At 64.4% G+C, this 16173-nt stretch carries 16 protein-coding genes; 11 read left to right on the top strand and 5 right to left on the bottom strand.

Going from position 1 to position 16173, the window contains the following annotated elements:
• Window positions 1–66 precede the first annotated feature (66 nt).
• A complete protein-coding gene (gene dksA / locus D1F64_RS15760) occupies window positions 67–483 on the top strand; it encodes an RNA polymerase-binding protein DksA (protein ID WP_117413201.1) in 417 nt (138 codons plus the stop codon).
• 328 nt (window positions 484–811) lie between these two features.
• On the opposite strand, the gene flgH is transcribed toward dksA, so the two are convergent.
• The 4 genes from flgH to flgF are packed head-to-tail and all read right to left on the bottom strand — an operon-like array spanning window position 812 to window position 4137.
• The gene (gene flgH / locus D1F64_RS15755) at window positions 812–1573 is read right to left on the bottom strand and encodes a flagellar basal body L-ring protein FlgH (protein ID WP_117413200.1); all 762 of its coding nucleotides are present in this window, start codon (window positions 1571–1573) and stop codon (window positions 812–814) included.
• A complete protein-coding gene (flgA, locus tag D1F64_RS15750) occupies window positions 1570–2565 on the bottom strand; it encodes a flagellar basal body P-ring formation chaperone FlgA (protein WP_117413199.1) in 996 nt (331 codons plus the stop codon). The genes flgH and flgA overlap by 4 nt, the downstream gene beginning before the upstream one ends.
• Window positions 2566–2582: 17 nt before the next feature.
• On the bottom strand, window positions 2583–3368 hold the full coding sequence (gene flgG, locus D1F64_RS15745) for a flagellar basal-body rod protein FlgG (RefSeq protein WP_117413198.1): 786 nt from the start codon (window positions 3366–3368) through the stop codon (window positions 2583–2585).
• Window positions 3369–3399: 31 nt separating this feature from the next.
• Window positions 3400–4137 (bottom strand): flagellar basal-body rod protein FlgF, encoded by a 738-nt coding sequence (gene flgF / locus D1F64_RS15740; protein ID WP_117413197.1) that lies wholly within the window; start codon window positions 4135–4137, stop codon window positions 3400–3402.
• Between the two features lie 285 nt (window positions 4138–4422).
• Between flgF and D1F64_RS15735 the strand changes: the two genes are divergently transcribed.
• The 5 genes from D1F64_RS15735 to D1F64_RS15715 all read left to right on the top strand — a co-directional run bounded on the left by D1F64_RS15735 (window position 4423) and on the right by D1F64_RS15715 (window position 11492).
• Complete coding sequence (locus tag D1F64_RS15735) at window positions 4423–4953, top strand: flagellar basal body-associated FliL family protein (protein ID WP_117413196.1); 531 nt, start codon at window positions 4423–4425, stop codon at window positions 4951–4953.
• Between the two features lie 27 nt (window positions 4954–4980).
• The gene (gene fliM / locus D1F64_RS15730; protein ID WP_117413195.1) at window positions 4981–6219 is read left to right on the top strand and encodes a flagellar motor switch protein FliM; all 1239 of its coding nucleotides are present in this window, start codon (window positions 4981–4983) and stop codon (window positions 6217–6219) included.
• Window positions 6216–6734 (top strand): DUF6468 domain-containing protein, encoded by a 519-nt coding sequence (locus D1F64_RS15725; RefSeq protein ID WP_248304483.1) that lies wholly within the window; start codon window positions 6216–6218, stop codon window positions 6732–6734. The genes fliM and D1F64_RS15725 overlap by 4 nt, the downstream gene beginning before the upstream one ends.
• A complete protein-coding gene (locus D1F64_RS15720; protein ID WP_117413193.1) occupies window positions 6731–7429 on the top strand; it encodes a hypothetical protein in 699 nt (232 codons plus the stop codon). The genes D1F64_RS15725 and D1F64_RS15720 overlap by 4 nt, the downstream gene beginning before the upstream one ends.
• A gap of 289 nt (window positions 7430–7718) precedes the next feature.
• A complete protein-coding gene (locus D1F64_RS15715) occupies window positions 7719–11492 on the top strand; it encodes a hypothetical protein (protein WP_162901601.1) in 3774 nt (1257 codons plus the stop codon).
• A 105-nt stretch (window positions 11493–11597) separates the two neighbouring features.
• Here the strand turns inward: D1F64_RS15715 and fliP are convergent, their stop codons facing one another.
• Window positions 11598–12377, bottom strand: a complete 780-nt coding sequence (gene fliP, locus D1F64_RS15710) for a flagellar type III secretion system pore protein FliP (RefSeq protein WP_117413191.1) — start codon at window positions 12375–12377, stop codon at window positions 11598–11600.
• 1125 nt (window positions 12378–13502) lie between these two features.
• Between fliP and D1F64_RS24710 the strand changes: the two genes are divergently transcribed.
• The 5 genes from D1F64_RS24710 to fliQ all read left to right on the top strand — a co-directional run bounded on the left by D1F64_RS24710 (window position 13503) and on the right by fliQ (window position 16162).
• Window positions 13503–14060: a hypothetical protein gene (locus D1F64_RS24710; RefSeq protein WP_248304482.1), complete on the top strand. Its 558-nt coding sequence runs from the start codon at window positions 13503–13505 to the stop codon at window positions 14058–14060.
• A 449-nt stretch (window positions 14061–14509) separates the two neighbouring features.
• Window positions 14510–15019 (top strand): flagellar basal body rod protein FlgB, encoded by a 510-nt coding sequence (gene flgB / locus D1F64_RS15700; RefSeq protein WP_346432252.1) that lies wholly within the window; start codon window positions 14510–14512, stop codon window positions 15017–15019.
• A gap of 21 nt (window positions 15020–15040) precedes the next feature.
• Window positions 15041–15451, top strand: coding sequence for a flagellar basal body rod protein FlgC (flgC, locus tag D1F64_RS15695; RefSeq protein WP_117413188.1), 411 nt, complete (start codon window positions 15041–15043; stop codon window positions 15449–15451).
• 68 nt (window positions 15452–15519) lie between these two features.
• On the top strand, window positions 15520–15840 hold the full coding sequence (locus D1F64_RS15690) for a flagellar hook-basal body complex protein FliE (RefSeq protein ID WP_117413187.1): 321 nt from the start codon (window positions 15520–15522) through the stop codon (window positions 15838–15840).
• Between the two features lie 58 nt (window positions 15841–15898).
• Window positions 15899–16162, top strand: coding sequence for a flagellar biosynthesis protein FliQ (fliQ, locus tag D1F64_RS15685; RefSeq protein ID WP_117413186.1), 264 nt, complete (start codon window positions 15899–15901; stop codon window positions 16160–16162).
• Window positions 16163–16173: the final 11 nt, after the last annotated feature.

The following is a 16173-nucleotide window of genomic DNA, read 5'->3' as shown; positions in this document are numbered from 1 at the left end:
GGCGTTGTCGTGGGGCGAGAGCGCCGCTATATTCCGCCCGGCCTTAGTAGGTTTCCGGAGTTGCTCATGACGGTTGCAGTTGAGGAAGAATATCGTCCCAAAGAGGGCGATCCGTTCATGAACGAGAGGCAGCGCGAGTATTTTCGCACCAAGCTGCTCGTATGGAAGGAAGAGATCCTCCGTGAAAGTCGGGAAACGCTGACCCACCTTCAGGAGGAAAGCCAGAACCACCCCGATCTCGCGGATCGGGCATCGTCGGAATCGGATCGCTCGATCGAGCTTCGTGCAAGGGATCGGCAGCGCAAGCTGATCTCCAAGATCGACGCCGCATTGCAGCGCATCGAGGACGGCAGCTACGGCTACTGCGAAGAAACCGGCGAAGCGATCTCGGTGAAGCGTCTTGACGCCCGGCCGATCGCCACCTTGTCGGTTGAAGCGCAGGAGCGCCACGAGCGCCGCGAACGCGTCTATCGCGACGATTGAGCGGGAAGACCTCCTTCCAAAACAGAGATTTGTTAGCGCCGCCTCCGGGCGGCGTTTTCTTTTTGACTGCGCGTTGGACCGTGTCCTGTCGTGCTGCCGGCCTCGTTCGCGCTGCCGGCCGGGTTGTCGTGTTTGTTGAATCAAAACGGGCGCGGCACGCTGGGGAGCATTGCGCCGCGCCCGTTTTCGCGGATCGGCCCCGGGGAGCGGGGGCGATCTGCGGGGGCTCTGGCCGGCGAAGGTCCTGGCGAAAATCCAGATCCCGACACCGGCAGCATGTGACCGTATCGGCAAGGCCTGCGCCCCGTGGGACGCAGGCGGGGCCGTCCTAGAACGGCAGGATGATGTCGAGGACCTGGCTGCCGTAACGCGGCTGCTGGACTTCCGTGATCTGCCCGCGGCCGCCATACGAGATGCGGGCCTCGGCGATCTTCGACGACTCGATGGTGTTCTCTGCGCCCACGTCCTCGGGCCGGATCACACCGGCGACGATCAACTCGCGCACTTCGAAGTTCACCCGGATCTCCTGGCGTCCCTCGATCACGAGATTGCCGTTCGGCAGCACCTGGGTGACGACCGCGGAGACGGTCGTCTGCAGCACTTCCGCGCGATCCACAGATCCTGAACCGCTCTGGTTGGAGCCGGAGGAAATGTCGGCGAGGTTGCTCGCCGCCATGCCCGCGGGCAGCAGGATCGTGTCGATCGCGCTGCCGATCGCCCCGCCGGCGCCGACGCTGTCGGAGGAGGTTCGCGAACGGGACGTCGCGTTGTCGATCTCCGCCTTGTCGGAAATCGTCACCAGAACGGTGAGGATGTCGCCGATCTGGCGGGCGCGCTGGTCCTTGAAGAAGGTGCGCGCGCCGGAACGCCACAGCGAGTTGGGGCTGTAGTGAACCTGGGTCGGTTGTGGCATCGGCATCTGCACGGGGCGGTAGCCGGCGGTGGTTGTCGGATCCTGAATGGCGCTCAGCGAAGGTGCCTCGCCGATGTTCTTAAGCCTGTCGGCGGCGCTGCAGCCGGCTGTGATCGCCGCAAGGCAGCACGCCGTCAATGCGCGGCAGGAGATGAGACCAAGACGCTGGGCACTCATTGCAGCGCCTCCCTGAGACCGGCGACGTGAGACGTGCCGCTGATGACTGTGACCCGGCCGGGACCGGAAACGGTGGCTTCGATGCGGCGAAGCGACTGGGCGTTCAGAACCTCGATCGTGTCGCCTTCGGAGCCGTCCTCAAGCGCCTGTCCCTGGACGGTGAGCAGCATCCCGGGCACGCGGTATGTGATGATGACCTTCTCGCGCCGCTTGACCATCAGGGGCGGCTGGAAGTCGCGGCTTATCAGCGGTTGGCCGGGGCGCTGGCTGCGGCGTGCGACCAGGCCGACGATATCGGCGGCATCGATGACATTGGCCGCGCGCAGCCGGTTGCGCGGAATGCGCTGGGTTGACAGGTCGGAGCGCTGCACCGTGTCGCCGCGCAGCAGCCGGCGCGCCAGGATCGCCACGTCGACCGTCTCAACCGCGGTACCGGCGATGGCGATGGTCTTGTCGCGGTGACCCTGGCGGACGGTCAGCCGTGCATCGAAGCGGCCCGAGCGGGCGGAATAGTCGAGCTGCTCAAGATACAGGGGCACGGTGGCGGTAGCGCTTGCTTCTTCCCGCGGCAGGGCATGCGCGAAGTTGACGTCGATGCTGTCCGTGCTGACGGCGCCGATCCGCTCCGCGAGCGCCTCGCGCAGCATGCTGGTGATCATGTCCGGGGTGATCTTGGTGCTGGCGCGGCGGACGATCACCTCGGTGAGATTGTCGCGGTCGGGGTTGGCGAGTCCGGCCGACGCGGCACGGTCCATGACGAATGAGGCGGACACGGTTCCCGACTGGCCAAGATCCGGTGCCCGGAACAGCGGCGTCAGCGCCATGTGGCCGGCGTTGACGAAGAAGTCGCCGATCGTGGCGATGTTGCTTTCCACGGTGATGTCGCCACGCAGAACGGGACGTTCGCCGGCGAAGCCGGCCGTGGTGCCCAGGATGCTCGCGCCCATGACGCTCGCGCAGAGCGCGGCGATCAGGGTGAGGGAACGGATCATTGTCTGTCGCTCCCTTTCTAGCGCAGTTGCGAGGTTGTGGAGGCCATCTCGTCGGCCGCCCGGACAACACGCGAATTCATCTCATAGGCGCGCTGCGCGGCAATGAGGTCGGAGATCTCGGTAACCGCCACCACGTTGGCCATCTCCAGATGCCGCTGCAGGATGGTGCCGGTGCTGTCGATTCCGGGATCGGAGACCTGTGCCGGACCGCTTGCGTCGGTTTCCATGAACAGGTTGTCGCCGATGGCCTCGAGCCCGGCCTTGTTGACGAAGCGCGCGAGCTGGATCTGGCCGAGCGTCTGGGCCTGGGCGGCGTTGCCGATGATCGCTTGAACGGTGCCCTCGGAGTTGATTGTCACATCCTTGGCGTTGTCGGGGATCGTGATGCCCGGAACCACGGTGTAGCCGTCTACGGTCACCAGCGTGCCGTCGGGGCTGCGCTCGAAGGAGCCGTCGCGGGTGTAGGTGGTGCGTCCGTCCGGCATCTCGACCTGGAAGAAACCTTCGCCGCGAATGGCGACGTCGAGTTCGCGCTCGGTCGACTGGACGTTGCCTTGCGACATGATGCGGGTCGTCGCTGCCGTGCGAACGCCGGAACCGATCTGCACGCCGGTCGGCACCACGGTGCCGGAATCCGATGTGGCCGTGCCCATGCGGCGCAGGTTCTGGTACAGCAGATCCTGGAACTCGGCGCGCTGACGCTTGTAGCCCGTCGTGCGCATGTTCGCGATGTTGTTCGAGATGACCTCGACGTTCAGCTCCTGGGCCATCATGCCCGTCGCTGCGATGTGAAGAGATTTCATTGGATTGCCTCCTCAGGGCTGCACGGGCGGATCATGCTTCCAGGCTTCCGAGCGAGTTGATGGCGCGTTTGAGCAGGTCGTCCTGCTCCTTCATCATCTTGGTGATCGACTGGTAGTCCCGCGTCACTTGGATCATGCGGGTCATCTCGACGACGCCACGTACGTTGGACCCTTCGATCGCGCCTTGGGACAGGCGCGGCGAGTCGACGTCGATCGGATTCTCACCGGTGAACAGATTGTCGCCCTGGTTCTGCATCGCCTGCGGCTCCTCGAAGCGCACGATGCGCAGCTTGCCGCGCACACCGTTCTCGCTCGATATCGTGCCGTCGCGGGCGATCGTGATCGCTGTATCCGTGGGGCCCAGCGTGATCGGGCCGCCGTCGCCCAGAACCGGACGCCCGTCGGATGTGACGATCTGACCCTCGGTGTCCGTCTGGAAGTTGCCGCTGCGTGTGTAGCGCTCCCCCTGGGCCGTCTCGATCACGAAGAAGCCCTCATCCTCGATCGCCACGTCCAGCGGATTGCCGCTTAACGTGATCGAGCCGGTGCTGAAGTCGTGAAACGACTGATAGTCGTGGACATAGGAAAGGGTTTCATCCCTACGAGGAAATTCTGACGCCTCAGCCACCGGCATGAGGTATTCCTCGAAGATGAGATTCTGGCCCTTGTAGCCCGTGGTATTGAGGTTCGCGAGATTGTTGGCGATGACATCCAATTTGCGCATGAGCGCGGTCTGGCGAGTCAGGCCTATGAGCTCGGCGTTCTCCATCGTTAACGATTCCTTTTGCTCCCCAGCAAACGCCGCAGTCTCCCCAGACGCGGCGCTTGTTAACCACGTTGCATGGGGCGTGCCAGTTTCTAAATGCTTGAAATCGTTGAATCGGAACGGCCGGCTGGCCTGGGTTCGGGCAAGAATTGCCGAGCGATTTTTCCTTCCGGCAAATGCTGCCCGGGCCGGCTCATTAACGAATTGGAAACCTTTCGTTAACCATTAACACTTTAGAAACTAGTTGCGCCTGGGGAGCGGGCGCAACGGATCGGCAAGGGGCCAAAAATGGCTAATGTGGATACCGGCGCCGAACTCGACGAAGAGGACGGAGCCGAAGCGGCCGAGGCGGCGGGCAAAAAGAAGAAGCTGATCATGGTGGCTGCCGCCGCGCTTGTCGGCGCGCTCGTGATCGGCGGGGGTGCCTCGTATATGTTCGGCATGTTTGACGGGGCGCCCGTGCGCAACGCCACGCAAGGCTCGGAAATGGTCGAGCCGGAAGTTCCTCCGGCCCGGGACGTGGTGTTTTACGATCTTCCGGAAGTGACCGTGAATCTCGCTGCGACCGGCCGGGCCACGTACCTCAAGGTGCAGATCTCGCTGGAAGTCGCGGACAACGACATGATCGATCAGATCGAGCCGTTCCTGCCGCGCGTGCTGGATGCGTTCCAGGTTTACCTGCGTGAGCTGAGGCCTTCGGATCTCGAAGGCTCCGCGGGGCTGTTTCGCCTGAAGGAAGAGTTGCTGCGCCGGATCAATACCGCGGTCTATCCGGCGCGGGTCGACGGTGTGCTGTTTAAGGAAATTCTCGTTCAGTAGGGCTGGGCGGGATGGTGGGAGCGAACCATGGCCGATGATGACGACGATCTCGACGTTGGCGATATCGACTCTGCGTGGGGCGATGCCCTTGCGGAGCAGCGCGAGGACGAGGACGAGGACGACGGCGATGATCTCGCCGCGGCCTGGGGCGCCGCGCTCGAGGAGCAGGGCGCTGGCAGCGCGGACGACATGGCCGCCCACTGGGCCTCGATGGTCGATGACAGTGAGCCGGAAATGGAAGGCGCCAGCCGCGGCGCCGACCGTGTGCTCAATCAGGAGGAAATCGACAACCTCCTGGGCTTCAACATCGAAGACACGATTTCGGGCGACCAGAGCGGCATTCGCGCGCTCATCAACTCGTCGATGGTCTCCTACGAGCGTCTTCCGATGCTCGAGATCGTTTTCGACCGCCTGGTCCGCCTGACGACGACATCCTTACGCAACTTCACCTCCGACAACGTCGAGGTGTCGCTCGACTCGATCACCTCCGTGCGCTTTGGCGACTATCTGAATTCCATTCCGCTGCCGGCGATCCTTTCGGTCTTCAAGGCCGAGGAGTGGGATGGCTTCGGCATGGCGACGGTGGAATCCAGCCTGATCTACTCCATCATCGACGTGCTTCTGGGCGGCGGCCGCGGCACCGCCGCGGTGCGCGTCGAGGGGCGTCCCTACACGACCATCGAAATCAACCTCGTGCGGCGGATGATCGAGATCATCCTCGCGGATGCCGAGCAGGCCTTCGCGCCGCTCTCGCCGGTGCATTTCAATCTCGAGCGTCTGGAGACCAACCCGCGGTTCGCCGCGATTTCCCGGCCGGCCAATGCCGCCATCCTCGTCGAGCTTCGCATCGACATGGAGGATCGTGGCGGCAAGGTCGAGATCATGCTGCCATACGCGACGCTGGAGCCCATCCGCGAGATGCTGCTGCAGATGTTCATGGGCGAGAAGTTCGGCCGCGATCCGATCTGGGAAGGCCATCTGGCGACGGAAATCTACGCCGCCGAGATGGAAGTCGACGCGGTGCTCTACGAGACCGAGGTGCCGATCAGCCGGATCATGTCCCTCGATGTCGGTGACACCTTGATGTTCGACATCGGGCCGAAGGATCCGGTGGCCGTGAAATGCGGGGATATCCACCTGTCGGCGGGCAGTCTCGGCTGTGTCGACAGCCACATCGCGATTGCGCTCAACCGCGGTCTCAACCGCCAGAAAATGACCATGTCGGCCTTTGAACGGGCTATGCAGAAAGAAATGGAAACGTCGTGACCAACCTCCCTCTTGGAATGATCATCGAAGGTCTCGTCGCCGTCTTGCTGATGCTGACGATTGGCTATTGCGTCGTGCTCAACGGCCGTCTCAAGCGGTTGCGATCCGACGAGGAAGCTCTGCGGGCGACGATCTCCGAGCTGATCACGGCGACCGAAATCGCCGAGCGCGCGATCCTGGGCCTGAAGGCGACAGCCAACGACTGCGATACGACGCTTAGCGACCGTCTCTACGAGGCCGAGCGCGTGTCCCTGGAACTCGTCGAGCAGATCTCCACGGGTGAAACCGTGCTAGGTCGCATCAGCCAGATCGCCGATGCGGCGCGTCCGGGAGTCGTGCGGCCGCAGAGGACAGCCTCCACGGGTCACGGGAACGCCGCCGGCGGAAACGCGGAACCCGAGGCCGCGCCTGCGCCTTCAAAACCCATGTCCGGCAAGGATCTGAAAGCCGCCGCTGCGGAAACCGCGGCCCGGCTTGAGAACTTCCGCCGCCGTTCCTCGGAGCGCGCGGCGTGAACTTCCGTCTTCTCCCCATCGTGCTGTTTGCGACTGTGGCGCTGCTTGTGCTCAAGAGCGCTTCACTGGTCGTCTCCGACGGCTTCGTGTTCGCGCCGGTCGTCGTCGAGGCGGCCGCCCAGGACGCGGCTCGCACCGATGCGGGGGAGGGCGACGACGCTGTTGCCGGCGGGATGGAGGCCGCGGATTCGGCTCCCGAGGCCGACATGTCTTCCGCCGGCGAGAACGATCGGCCGGATCTGGGCAAGTCGCGTTCCGAGCGCGCGGTTCTCGAACGTCTGCGGGAGCGCCGCGAAACGCTCGATGGGCGCGAGCGCCAGCTGGAACTGCGCGAGCAGCTTTTGCGGGCCGCCGAAAACCGGATTCAGCAGCGCGTCGGTGAAATGAAGGCGCTGGAAGATCGTATCGGCGTCGCCACCAACAAGAAGACGGAGCAGGAGCAGCAGGAATTCGCCAATCTGGCCAAGATGTACGAGTCGATGAAGCCCAAGGATGCGGCACGGATCTTCGATCGCCTGGAACTCTCCATCCTGCTGAAGGTATCCAAGGCGATGAAGCCGGTGAAGCTTGCCGACGTGATGGCGAAAATGGCGCCTGAGGTGGCTGAGCGGCTGACCGTCGAGCTTGCCACCGGCGGCAATGGAATGAGTGCCGACACGCCCATGGCCGAGCTGCCGAAGATCGGCGGAAGCTAGGATGGGGCGGCTCGCCGCGGCCCTGGTGCGGCGCGCCTTTCAAAGCGGGAAGGTTTCCTGCGGCCTGTGCCCTGCTGCCGTTCAGTCCGCCGCCTTCACGCCGATGCTGTTTTCGGCTTCATGACCTGACGGTCGCTTAAGATCTGAATGATTGACGTAAGGGCGCGTTAAGTCCGGCCTCCTAGGATGGGTGTTTGGGGCACAAGTGGAACATTGGATTGAAGCGGTGATGGCGAGACGGGCAGTCGCACAGCGGTGTCTGAGTGCTGTCGCGGGCGCGTGTCACGTCTTGACGTGGCTGGTCGTGTCCGTGACGCTTTCGCTTGCCGCGTCGCGGGTTGCCGCCGCCGCGGAAGTCCTTCCGGCCGATGTGGAAGCGCGCGCGGAGGACGGGTTCGGCCGCATCGTGCTGACGTTCCGTGACCGTTCCCTGCTGCCGTCGTTTGATGCGCGCATCTCCAGCGGCGTGTTGCGCATCGCGTTCGAGAACGAGGTCGACGTCAAGGTCTCCGATATTCCGCTGGCCCTATCCGATTACATTTCCGTGGCTCGTCGCGATCCCGACGGCACCGGCATTCGCCTGGCCCTCAAGCACGACCTTCGCATCAACACGATGGAAGCGGGCGAGAAGCTGTTCATCGACCTGCTGCCGCCGAACTGGACCGGACTGCCGCCGGGCCTGCCCGACGACGTGGTGCAGGAACTGGCGCGCAGGGCGGAAGCCGCGCTGCGGCGGGTGCGCGAGCTGGAGCAGGCGCAGCTGGAAAACCGGACCGGCCCCAAGGTCGAGCTGCGTATTGGTGAACACCCCACATTCACCCGGCTGGTCTTCGATTGGACATTGCGCTTCGATTCCAAATTCATACGCGAAGACGACCTGGTGAAGGTGATCTTCAACCATTCCGCCGAGCTCGACCTGAGTGAGTTGCGCGCCCGCTTGCCGGTCGGCGTAGTCGACGCGACGGCGTTCGATGCGGATGAGTCCCTCAATTTCCTGATGCGCGTCGATCCCGCGGTGGACATTCGCGCCTTTCGCGAAGATCAGACCTACGTCATCGACATCGTGCAGCCGCTCGACGCCGGCGATGGCGTGAGCGACGCCGCTCAACCGGCCGCGGGGCCGGGAATGGTGACCCAGCGCGTGTCGGCGCCCAGCTCGCGTGAGCAGGGCTCGTCCGCATCTCCGGAAAGTGCTCCGGCGATGGCTCCCGAGCCGCTTGCACCGCAGGCGCCCGTGATGCCGGACGATAGATCGGGCGCAATGCCGGAGCCGGCCACCACTGCGATGACGCCGGTCGTGCCCCGGCCGGAGAGCGCTCCCGTGCCCAACGCACTGCCGGCGGAGCCGATGCTTCAGCCTGAGCCGGCGCGGGCCGCGGAGATGCGTGCCGAACAGCCGCCCGCCGAATCCGTGGACGAAAGCCAGACCGGGTCGGTGGTCGAGCCCATGAGCATCGGCGATCTGATTGCGGCCAACACGTACACCGGGATCCAACCGGTCCCGGAGCCGGCATCGGACTATGCCCAGTCGACGGATGCGCCGGTTACGGGATCGCAGGCGGTCCCGGTTACGGAGGCGCCGAACCCGGAGGCGTTCACCGAGGACCAGGTCGCGGAAATCCGCAACTTTGTCAGTGTCGAGGCGCGCCGGATCGGCGATACGGTCCGCGTCGTGTTTCCGTTCGCCGATCCTGTGGCGGCTGCAGTGTTCCGCCGCGGCAACTCGGTCTGGCTGGTGTTCGACACCGACGTGCCGATCGATCTGCGCGCGATCGAGACGGCGATGGGAGCCTCCATGCGATCGATCGACGTGTCCGAGCACAGCGGCTGGCAGACCGTGACAATGCGATTGACCGATCGGGCACTGACCACCATCGGGACCGACGGCGCGGGTTGGATCTTGACCATTGGCGACATGATTTTGGAGCCGTCTCGCCCGCTTCAGCTGGAGCGCAACGTGCGCGGGGATGGCAGTTCGGTCCTGCGCGTCGGATTCGGTGCGCCCAAGATGACTCACGTCATCGATGACCCGGCGGTCGGGGACCAGATTATCGCGGTGACCGGGCTCGGTCCGGCACGTGGCCTTATCAAGGCGCAATCCTTCGTCGAATTGCAGACCCTGACGTCGGCGCATGGTGTCGCGATCCTGCCGCATGTCGACGATTTGAAGCTGAGCTACGCGGGTGACGATATCATCATCGAGCGCGCCGACGGTCTGGCGCTGTCCAATGGAAACTTGTCCAGTGGCTCGAGCATCCATCAAAACGGTCAGCAGGAGGAAGAGGAGCAGGGCTTTATCGACTTCTCGCGACTGGCAATGCCCAATCCGGCCGACTATCTCAAGATGCTGCAGCGGCTTGAAGGGAATGTCGCGGCCCTGCCTGCGAGGGAGCGCAAGACGGCCCGGCTGGAGCTCGCGCGCTTCCAGTTGGCCAACCGCTACGCCCACGAGGCGATCGGAATTCTCAGCCTGGTCAACGAGGAAAGCGGCGTTGCCGCCAATGATCCAACCTACCATATGCTGATGGGAGCCGCTCTCGTGCTGGCCTCTCGGCCCACGGAGGCGCTGGCCAATCTGAAGTCGTCGGAACTGCTGGACAACCCCGATGCCGCCGTCTGGCGGGTGATGGCCGAAGCCGCGCTTGGTGAGTGGACGGCGGCGCGCCTGGCGATCCCCCGGGCACAGGCGGTCATCGGCAACTATCCTCCCGAGCTGCTGACCGAATTCAATCTCGTGAGTGCGCGGTCTCTTGTCGAGGTCAACGATTTTGGCACCGCGGCCGCATTCTTGTCGGAAGTTGATTCCGATTTCATGACGCGCGCGCAGGCCACGCGCTACGACATCCTGCGCGGACGCATCGCGGATGCCGCCGGCCGGTTTGAGGAAGCCCTTCGCGCCTTTGACATCGCCTCGCGTTCGAAAGACCGTCCGGGCGCCGCTGAAGCCAAGCTGCGGGCCCTGAGGATGCGCTACCGCGACGGCGATCTGGATGTCGGCGAGGCAACGGAGCAGCTCGAGAGCTTGACCACGGTCTGGCGAGGAGACGAGGTCGAGCTGCAGGCGTTGCGCTTCCTGGCGCAACTTTATGCCGAGACGGGCCAGTACCGCTCCGCCTTCACGTCATTGCGCGCGGCCATTCAGGCACAGTCGGGTTCGCCGACGACGCGGCTGATGCAGGAAGAGATGAACGGCGTTTTCACCACGCTGTTCCTGGACGGCAAGGCCGATGACCTGCCGCCGATCGATGCGCTGGCGCTCTACTACGATTTTCGCGAGCTGACGCCCGTCGGCCGCAATGGCGATGAGATGGTGCGGCGACTGGCCGACCGGCTGATTTCGGTCGATCTTCTCGGGCAGGCCGCGGAGCTGCTGCAGCATCAGGTCGACAACCGCCTGAAGGGCGCCGCACGCGCCCAGATCGCCGCCGATCTGGCGCTGGTCTATCTGTTGGATCGCAAGCCCGAGAAGGCGCTCGCCGTCATGAACCGGACGCGCCAGGCGCATCTTCCCAAGTCGCTCGATCGTCAGCGGCGTATTGTCGAGGCGCGCGCGCTCACCGACACCGGCCGGTCCGATCTCGCGCTGGAGCTGATCGGAAATCTGCGCGGGGCGGAAATCGACCGCCAGCGTGCCGACACGCTATGGCAGGGCGAGCGCTGGCAGGAAGCCGGCGAGCAACTGGAAGGCATGCATGGCGTGCGCTGGTCGGATCCGCTGCGCCTCGACGAGCAGGAGCGCCTCGATATACTGCGTGCGGCGATTGCCTATTCGCTTGGCGGCGATCAGCTCGGGCTTGATCGGTTGCGCTCGAAATACGTGGCCAAGATGTCTGACAGCCCCTCAGGCGCCGCCTTTGACATCGTGACCCGGCCGATCGACTCCAAGGGGGTCGAATTCATGGCGATCGCCAAGGAAATCGCGGCGGTGGATACGCTGGAGAGCTTCCTGGCGGAGTATCGCCGGCATTATCTCAACGGTGGCGCGCCCGCTCCGGACATGGAGCCTCTTCCCCAGGCAGGTGCGGCCGCTGATGCGCCGGACCCGGCCGCAACGGCCGGATAGCCCGCTGCGGGCGCGCAATCAGCGCATCCTCTAAAATCTGACGGTCCTGCCATTCCCATGCCGCGTCCGCCGGCGCGGCGCGCGGAAATGCACGTCGCTGGACAATCAGCCGCCGGCAAAGCTGCGAACAAGGCTCGCCGCCAGCAGGTTCCAGCCGTCCACCAGCACAAAGAAAATCAGCTTGAACGGCAGTGAGATCACCACGGGTGGCAGCATCATCATGCCCATCGACATGAGCACCGAGGCGATCACTAGATCGATGATCAGGAACGGCAAATAGATCAAGAAGCCGATCTCGAAAGCGCGGCGCAGTTCGCTGATGATGAAGGCGGGAACCAGAACGCGCAGGGACAGCTCTTCCGGTGTCTCCGGCACTTCCTGTTTGGCCAGTTCCAGAAACAGTCCAACATCCTTCTCGCGCACATTGGCGCGCATGAACTCGTGAAACGGCACGGCGGCGCGGTCGAAGGCCTCGGCGAATTCGATGTTCCCGGCAACGAGCGGCTGGACACCTTCCGTGTAGGCGGTTTCGAAGGTGGGGGCCATCACGAAGGCGGTGAGAAACAGCGCCAGGCTGATCATCACGGAGTTGGGCGGGGCTGATTGCAGCCCAATGGCCGAGCGCAGCAGCGACAGCACCACGACGATGCGCGTGAAGCTCGTGACCATCACCAGGATGGAGGGCGCGAGGCTGAGCACCGTCAGCAGCGCCACGAGTTGAACCGCGCGTTCCGTCAGCGAGGTGTTCTCGCCAAAGGTGACCGACAGATCCTGCGCATGGGCGACCGCCGCCCATCCGAGCGCAATTGCGGTGAGCGTCAGGCCACCAAGCAACAGGCGTCTGGCGCCGAGCCGTCGCGCGGGACGGCTTCGGGAGTGCCTCATTTCTTGTCTTTTCCGCCGATCTCGTTGAGAAGTTTCGCCATTTCCTCCTCGATCGTGTCGATCGTCACTGCCTCGTCCTGCGCGTCGCCGTCCTTCTTGGATGCTTCGCTGGCGTCCGTATCACCACCCGGGTCCGTCCTGGACTGGTCGTTCGCCGCCTTTGGCGTCTCCGCTTTCTTGGAGTCTTCAGGGTTTGCAGCGGGTTCGTCGGCCTTGGACGCCTCGGGTTTGTCTTCGACCTTTGGCGTCTCAGCCGTCCCTTGACCCTCGTCCCGCTTCTGGGTCTCGGGGCCTTGGGCGTTTCGGCGGGTTTGGGCACTTCGGCGAGCTTGGGCGCCTCCGCGGGTTTGGGCTCGACAGGTGCTGGGCCGAGCAGCGCCTCTTCCAGATGGGCCGCCAGATCGACGGTCTGCTGCTGGGGGCGGCTCGGTGCGGGTTCTGGTTGCTTCGCGGTCTCCGGCGCGGGAGCGGCCTGCTTCGCGCCGTTGGAGGAGGGCGCCATGCTGAGGCCGGCGCCAAACACCGGTGTCGGCGCGGCCGGTGCCGCGGGCCCAGGGGCTTCGGGCTTGACGGCCGGCGCGTTGACGCTCACGGGAGGCGTGACCGGCGCGGGGGCCGGGCGGACGAACGGTGCGGCTGCCTCGGGCGGTGTCTGGATGCTCGGCGCCGTGCTTGTCTGCACGGGCGCGCGGACCGGCGCCGAGACGGGTTCGCGACCTCGCTCCGCACTGGGGAGCCGGAAGGAGCGGCCCTGTCGCCGCTGCTCGATTGGACGGGGGGATAGCGCTGCGCTTCGGGCGCGGACGGTGTCTCCGCGGACTTGGTGCCGTTTGCGGCGGCGCCTGCGCCAGGGCGCCCGTATTGCGGCCTCTCCGGCTGACGCGGGGCGGACTGTTGCGGGGCTGCGGCCGGGCGATAGCCCGGCTGCGCCTGGGGCTCGGCGCCGATCTGGTCAACCGCGTCACGCGCACGGGCCACGGCTGCGGATGCGCCCGAAGGTCCGGACTGTTGGGAAGGCGGGTTTGCGGACTGTGCGGGGGCCGGAGCGCCGCCATAGGGGCGGGCGCCTGCAAGCAGGCTCGATTGCGCCGGCGGCGCGGTTGCCGGTTGTCGCGGAGCCGGCTGTTGCGGCGCGGGCTGTTGTGGCTGCGGCGCGCGTGGCTGCGCCTGCTGCTGGGGCGGTGGCGTTTGCGCGGCTGGCATGGGCCGCGCGCTCGCGGGGTGCTGCTGGGGAGCGGGCGGCGGAGCCTGCGGCGCCTGCAGCGGCGCTTGTTGCGTGGCGGCCACAGGACCCTGGGCGGCCTGACGTCCGTAACCCTGGGCGGGCTGGCCCCGAACGATGTTCTGCTCGACGACGACGTCCGACGGACCGCCGACCAGCAGCAGGTGCTCGATGTTGTCGCGGCGCACCAGAATCAGCCGGCGGCGCGCGTCCAGGGCGGTCGTATCCATCACCGCGATGCGCGGCTGGCGGTTGCGCGGGCCGCGGCCGACGCGCACGCCCGAAAGCCGGCGCAGGATCCATACAAAGACAGCGATCAATCCAAGGACGATCAGCAGTGCGATGACGAATTGGAGGCCCCTGGCAAAGCCGGGATCAATATTGAACGCCTCCTCCAGCCAACTGTTCATTCCATCCTCACTGTCTTCTTCGCGACTGTCTCAACGACGCGTCGGGCTTAGCCTGAGCGATCCTTCGCAGCGCGTGGTCTTGCGCACGGAATCAGCATATCCGCAATTGCGGATCCAGACTTATTAGCGCGTCGCGGGCGGCTTGTCCCACGCCCAACCATTTTTTCCCGGTTCAGGTCCGGCACCGGGACAAGTCTTTTACCGATCCGTTTCCCGGGCGGAACGATGGTCCGCCCCTGTGCCCGGCGACCGGCAATCGCGCCTGCGGATCTGGAGTGGTGGCCGCATGAGCGTGCCCTTGCCCCGCGGCGAATCTTTGTCACTCGCGCAAGGTTAACAGAGTTGGGCATTTTTTGCCGGTTCGGTCCTTAACGAATGGTTTTCGTACGAGGGTGTGCGATGGGTGAAAGCGGCGTATTCGTTCACTTCCATGGTTAGCGAAACATTAACGGCGTTAAGAACTCGTTAACCTTATGCCCGGCAGAATGTGCCTATCGGCCTTGGAAGCAGGGGTAAATGGCGGTTTTCCGGGCATGACCCGTCGGGAATCGCGGCAGCCGCCCGACCAGGCCCAGAGGGTAGGGCAGCGCAACAGAACTGGCGAACTCATGGCCGTCACCGATCTTCCGATCTTTCAGGCGCTGCGGACCAAGATGCAGTGGCATCAGACGCGTCAAAAGGTGCTGGCGGAAAATGTCGCCAACGCTGACACGCCCGATTTCCATTCGCGTGACATCAAGCAGGTGAGCTTCACCAACACCTTGAAGGGGTCGCGGTCGCAATACGTCCAGCAGGCGGTGACCCAGGAAGGTCACATGCGGACCGGGAGCCATAACGGGCCGAACCGGCCCCGCGAAGTCGGCAGTTTCGAGATTACCCCAGAGGGCAACTCCGTTGTCCTGGAAGAGCAGATGATGAAAATCACCGCCAACCAGATGGACTACCAGGCGGCCACGTCGATCTACACGCGAGGCATGGGCCTCATCAAGACCGCGCTCGGCAAACGCTGATCGTTTTACCGGAGCACCACAATGGACTTTGTCAGATCGCTGATGATCGCCGCGTCCGGCCTGAAGGCGCAAAACGGACGCATGCGGGTGATCGCGGAGAATATCGCCAACAAGGATTCCACCGGCAGGACGCCGGAAGAGGATCCCTATAGGCGCAGAATTCCTACCTTCCGCTCCGAGTTCGACCGGGAACTGGGCGCCCGGGTCGTGGAGCTCGGCCGTATCCAGCTCGACAGGTCCGAGTTCCAGGTGCGCCACGAACCGGGCCATCCGGCGGCGGATGCCGCGGGCAATGTGCGCATGCCCAATGTCAACACGCTGGTTGAAACCGTGGATATCCGCGAGGCGCAGCGGTCTTACGAGGCCAATCTCAACGTTATCCAGTCGACGCGCCGCATGCTGCAGCGAACCATCGACATTCTCCGCGGCTAAGAACCCTTCACCGCCCTGACACAGTCAACATTTGACGGCTCGAAGCGTCCAATTCCAGGAACAGTCCCATGGCCACACCATTGATCGCCGCAAATGCCTATCAGAACGCGGCAAAGCTCGCGGAGCAATTTGCCCGCGGCGGCGCCGACGCCAAGATCGAAGGGGCGGGCGGCGCGGATTTCGGTGCAATGGTGAAATCCGCCGTCAGCGAACTGGTTGACAAGGGCCGGTCGACAGACGCCAAATCGGTCGACATGCTGCAAGGCAAGGCGGATGTGGTGGACGTGGTCACCGCCATCTCGGAAACCGAGATTGCGCTGGAGACCATGGTGTCGGTCCGCGACAAGGTGATCGCCGCCTACGAGGAAATCATGCGGATGCCGATTTGACCGATGGCGCGCGGTTGATGCAGGGGCTTCGTCCCGGCCGGCCCTTGGAGACTTCTCGATGACCGGAGCCGAAGTGCTCGATATCGGACGCGAAGCGATCTGGACGCTGCTCTATGTGGTCGCGCCGACGATGATCGTCGGGCTGGTGGTCGGCGTGACGATTGCCCTGGTGCAGGCGCTGACGCAGGTCCAGGAAATGACGCTCGTCTTCGTGCCGAAGATTCTGGCGATTTTCATCGCGCTGCTCTTGACGTTGCCGCTGATGGGCCAGGTGATGAATGCCTTCATGATCCGCGTCGTCGGCTTGATCGCGCAAACCTGAAGGAGGTTCGC

It is taken from the genome of Breoghania sp. L-A4 (genome assembly GCF_003432385.1).
Taxonomy (GTDB): Bacteria; Pseudomonadota; Alphaproteobacteria; order Rhizobiales; family Stappiaceae; genus Breoghania.
This window is presented reverse-complemented; position numbering and strand designations above follow the sequence as displayed.